This is a genomic window from Maribacter aurantiacus, from assembly GCF_005780245.1.
GTDB classification, from domain to species: Bacteria; Bacteroidota; Bacteroidia; order Flavobacteriales; family Flavobacteriaceae; genus Maribacter; species Maribacter flavus.
Window position 1 is genome coordinate 1 of sequence record NZ_VBUK01000020.1, and the last position, 4494, is coordinate 4494.

Genomic DNA, 4494 nt, shown 5'->3' on the forward strand with positions numbered 1-4494 from the left:
CTACGTATATTTAAAAGCGATGGTACTGGCCGAAATCCTACGGATTTCAACCCGCACTAATCATACACGAACCGTTGGCGATAATTTTGCACAAAATGAAAACAAAGACGACAAAATTTATTTTTAAAACCCTAATTCTATTTCCATTTGGATTTGGACTATGGACAATGATTAACGGAATCGAAAACTTTCATTGGTTTTTTCCGACACTAATCGGACTTGTCGTTGCGTTCGGAGTTATATTCTGGAATCTGTTCGATTATGAAAAATTCAATGGAATGGAAATGATTGATTTTTTAGAGACCAATCATAAATTAGAAATTCAGAACAGCGATAAAAACTGGACTCAAATAAACGGATTGATTGACCAATCCATTGTAAGTTTAAAGAAACTGGAAAAAACAGACACTTCTCTGAAAGTTGAAATACCTAGAAAATTCTTTGACTCGATTTTAACCGCTGAAAGGACAAAATCTGGAATTACCATACAAATCGAAAAGAAGGGAATTTTCAAGTTCCTACCCGACAACGCGGAAAATTATCGGACTCTTCAAAAGTTCGGAAGGGAATTAAAAACTACCGCCAACACGGTGTATAATTAATTGCTGTCGGAATTTCCAAATGGAAATTCCTGCAATCAATTATCTTTAGTACCAAGCGGACATTTTCTGTTGGAAAAGTCCGCAACTAATCATACACGAACCGTTACCTGCAATTTTGAAATTACTAATTGGAAATAACTAAATCCGACATTGTTAAGTTAATCGAAGAAAAGCAAACCAACAGCTTTACCACTCACCTTTTGGCGGTCCTTAAGTCGGATTGTCGCCCATCTGGAGAAATAATGGATCGCGAAATAAGAGTATGGAGACAAAACGGCTGGAACAAGGTATTTTACCCGATTTTCAAGTTTGACTTAAATAAGGATGGACACTTGATTAACATCTCGGACAAGATTAACCCTGTTGGACGAATTATTTATGTTCTTTTATGTGCTTTATTCTCGATTCCTTGGCTTAACTGGGTTTTCGAGGATTTTGAAATATCAAGCCACTGGGTTCAAATTTTTGGTTGGGTCATCTTCCTTGGAATTTTCATTTTAGTAGGATTAAAAGTTTATCGGATGGAAAAGAAAATCCAATTGGAACAGATTTATGATATATTGGATATTGAAACAGACAAAAAAATTGAAAAAGAATGGAGTTGGTCTAAAATTATTACTAGACTAATCATGTATCCACTAAGTATTTTTTTAATTATTGTAAACGTATTATTCATCATTCCAAAAGGTCAATTTATCCTAACAATTATTAGTTTAGGACTAGTCGGCGTCTATCTATATACGGACTTAAAAATACTCATGAGAAAAAAAACTACAGGTAACAAGGGCTATAATTTATAGCTGCAATTCGTTAACTTGAAACTATAAAACCATAAACGGCTGGATTTGCCACGGCTGGAAATCTAACGATTTCCAACGCCGCCACAAATCATAGCCTAACCGTTGGCAGTAATTACAAAAATCCTCTAGTCAATATCAATAAAATCAGAGACACATGCTTTGGACAACCAAAAATCTCCTAATCGTTTTTATAGTTTTATTTACAATTAAGTCTTATGCTCAGAAGACGATTGAACAGGATTCTTTAAGGATTACTTTTATCAAGAACGACAAATTGAAAAACAAATATCCTAAAACCTACTCCGGTACAATGCCAAATGGTTTTAGGGTTACAATAATGGAGGTAGATATAAAAATTTTGGATTTTAAAAAAGGAAAATTCGACCCTAATAAATTATACCTCGTCAGTGAAAAACCTAAATTTCAATATCGTCCTTTAGATATTTTTATAGCAGAAGGCAAAAAAGACTATTCTCGATTTGAATTAGTTACTAAAAAAAGGCCGAAAGCAACCAGTAAAATGCAAGAAGCATATGACCCAAATATTAAGGACACTTACTTGGATTATAAAATTGAAGGTGTAAGTGGTATAAAAACTCCAATAAATATTGGTACAGGGGAATTTCCCGATACACATGTTTTTCATTTTAGGCCAAAAGTCATAACCGACGGCAAAATCCTTATTTATTTTAGTATTTCATCTGACATAATTAAAAAAGGAACGTTGTATTATGGAAATGAGATAATTGCCAAAACAGATTTAGAATAATCTCTAAATAAATAACTACTGCCAACACCGGCTATAATTCATTGCTGCATTTTCGTTAAATTTAAACCCATCGACCATTAACAGGGCCCGATTTCTCCCGGACAAATCCTGCCGGATTTATCCGCAACGAAATCATAGCCCAACCGTTGTAAAACATTTAAACCAAAGTTTAGAAATCAATGAAAAAAGCTATAATCCTAACTCTATTGATAATTCCACTTTTAAGTTTCGGCCAATTAACTAAGTCTTTGGTCCTAATGGAAGCTGAAAACGAGGCGAAGTATAGTGAATACGAACAATTATTCCATGAGGCCACGGAATACATTTTTAGTAATCCAGTGAATTTCAAATCGAATGAGTTTGTAAGTGCCTGTAAAATTGTCGATTTCTGGAAAAACAAAGATACTGGTATAAATGTTCCAATTTTTGGGAGTTTCTATAATAAACTAGAAGAAAAAAGCAATCTAAGGTACTTTTATATGATTGCAATAACTAATTATATACTCAATGAAAAAATAAATAAAAACAGAATTCTTGAATGTGAAAAAATCGATGGACAAAAATATAGTGAGCAAGAGGATGTAAAGGAAGTGCAATTAGAAGGAGCAAAAATATTCTTAGCATACGTCGATAATGAAAAAAATGGACTGAGCCTCAACAAGGATGCTAAAGCCTATCTAAAAGCTTTCAAAAAAGGAAAATTAGAAGATATGTTTTTCGATTAACGAAAAACACTGTAAAACATTTGAACAAACTAATTTGAGAATCAAGTTCATTTCTTTAATCACTATTATAATCTCTGGATTGATTTCTTGTGAAAATTCCAACCAAAAAGAATTTTTTGACAAAATTGTTTATGATGAATACTATTCAAAATACCAAGGTTTGGTAATCAAGAAATATATAGACAAACAGAATCGTGGTAGACCAATAATAGTTGTGAGAAATGAAAATTTCGGTAATGAGAAAAAAGATTTTATTTTTCAAAGCACAAGAATTTTCGACTTTATCGAAGTTGGAGACACTATTTCAAAAAATAGAGAATCCCTATTCGTGACTATCAAGAGAACTGATCTAGACACTGTTATAAAGTTGGATTTCGGGAATATAAAAGGAAAGGAAAAGTATTATTCGGAAAACGAATATTTGATGATTAATAAATAAAAACGTTTTACAACACTGGCTATAATTCATTGCTGCATTTTCGCCAAATTTAAACCCAATAACCATTAACAGGGCCCGATTTCTCCCGGACAAATCCTGCCGGATTTATCCGCAACGAAATCATAGCCCAACCGTTAGCGTAAATGCCGTTCAAATTTATTGGTCGGGGTTATTTTTGGAATTTAAGGGTCTCTTGTTCTCCGGTCCGTACTCCCCTGTTTTGGTTTCGGTGTTCTTAAAAAAATAATTATCGGTTCGGGGCCTTCCCTTTTTTGCCCCGGTACGCAAGGAGTACGCAGAAAGGATCCGACTCGGACGTGTAAAAAGCTTTCTAAGCTGTTCGCAAGGGGTTCGCAAGCGGTACGCAGGCTTCCCACTCCGTGGTGGATTAAAAGGGCAAAAATTGTACGGGGACAAATGGCAATGTCCGCTTCCTGCCCATGAAAAGGGCAACGCCACAATTACGCTAACAATATGTATAATTAATGCTGGCCGATTTTCCGTTAGGAAAATCTACGTATATTTAAAAGCGATGGTACTGGCCGAAATCCTACGGATTTCAACCCGCACTAATCATACACGAACCGTTGGCTACAATATAAAAACAGAACGTAAATTGACTTTCGCAATAGCACAATACACAAACTTAACTCAAGAACAGAATAATTGGATAAATGATTTATCCGTTGAATTAAAGACGTTTTTTGAAACTCGCAATTACGGGCAAGACCTGAATGAACTTTATTTCGGACTTATAACTGTGAAACCAGAATTTGACCAGTTCTTTAAAAAGAAAAGACCTGTTTATAAGCCAGGAAAAAGGACCAAAAAACGTGACGGAATCGATTTTGAAACAAATAATTGTGTATTAATAGATTGTAAGATTGAGTTCAACAATGTTTCGGATTTAAAAAAAGATGAACTAATTGAGAAAGTGTGCGAAGAAATACTGACCGAATCTGATTGTTTAACCCGATTATCGAAACTCAAAAAATTTGATTTTGAATCTTATAAATCTGATTTAAAAAATTACCTGATTGACAAAAATTATATTAAAAAAAAATACTGTAGCCAACAATGTATCCTATGAAAAGCCCTAGTCCAGTTCTCTAAAGTTAATATTTAATTTTCAATTACCTCATAATGATGGTTTTGGGGT

Annotated in this window: 6 protein-coding genes; all 6 read left to right on the forward strand. The window is 33.9% G+C overall.

Annotated elements, in window-relative coordinates; translation table 11 throughout:
* Nucleotides 1–95: 95 nt before the first annotated feature.
* The 6 genes from FEK29_RS17740 to FEK29_RS17765 all read left to right on the forward strand — a co-directional run bounded on the left by FEK29_RS17740 (nt 96) and on the right by FEK29_RS17765 (nt 4425).
* Complete coding sequence (locus FEK29_RS17740) at nt 96–602, forward strand: hypothetical protein (protein WP_138259774.1); 507 nt, start codon at nt 96–98, stop codon at nt 600–602.
* A 128-nt stretch (nt 603–730) separates the two neighbouring features.
* Nucleotides 731–1402, forward strand: a complete 672-nt coding sequence (locus FEK29_RS17745; RefSeq protein WP_138259775.1) for a hypothetical protein — start codon at nt 731–733, stop codon at nt 1400–1402.
* 154 nt (nt 1403–1556) lie between these two features.
* Nucleotides 1557–2171: a hypothetical protein gene (locus tag FEK29_RS17750; protein WP_138259776.1), complete on the forward strand. Its 615-nt coding sequence runs from the start codon at nt 1557–1559 to the stop codon at nt 2169–2171.
* 179 nt (nt 2172–2350) lie between these two features.
* A complete protein-coding gene (locus tag FEK29_RS17755) occupies nt 2351–2896 on the forward strand; it encodes a hypothetical protein (RefSeq protein ID WP_138259777.1) in 546 nt (181 codons plus the stop codon).
* A 34-nt stretch (nt 2897–2930) separates the two neighbouring features.
* Nucleotides 2931–3335, forward strand: a complete 405-nt coding sequence (locus tag FEK29_RS17760; RefSeq protein ID WP_138259778.1) for a hypothetical protein — start codon at nt 2931–2933, stop codon at nt 3333–3335.
* A 403-nt stretch (nt 3336–3738) separates the two neighbouring features.
* Nucleotides 3739–4425 (forward strand): hypothetical protein, encoded by a 687-nt coding sequence (locus FEK29_RS17765; protein ID WP_138259779.1) that lies wholly within the window; start codon nt 3739–3741, stop codon nt 4423–4425.
* Nucleotides 4426–4494 lie beyond the last annotated feature (69 nt).

Bases quoted from the DNA above. Each gene is read 5' to 3' on its own strand.
- FEK29_RS17750 (WP_138259776.1), top strand. From the start codon at position 1,557: ATGCTTTGGACAACCAAAAATCTCCTAATCGTTTTTATAGTTTTATTT.
- FEK29_RS17740 (WP_138259774.1), top strand. From the start codon at position 96: ATGAAAACAAAGACGACAAAATTTATTTTTAAAACCCTAATTCTATTT.
- FEK29_RS17755 (WP_138259777.1), top strand. From the start codon at position 2,351: ATGAAAAAAGCTATAATCCTAACTCTATTGATAATTCCACTTTTAAGT.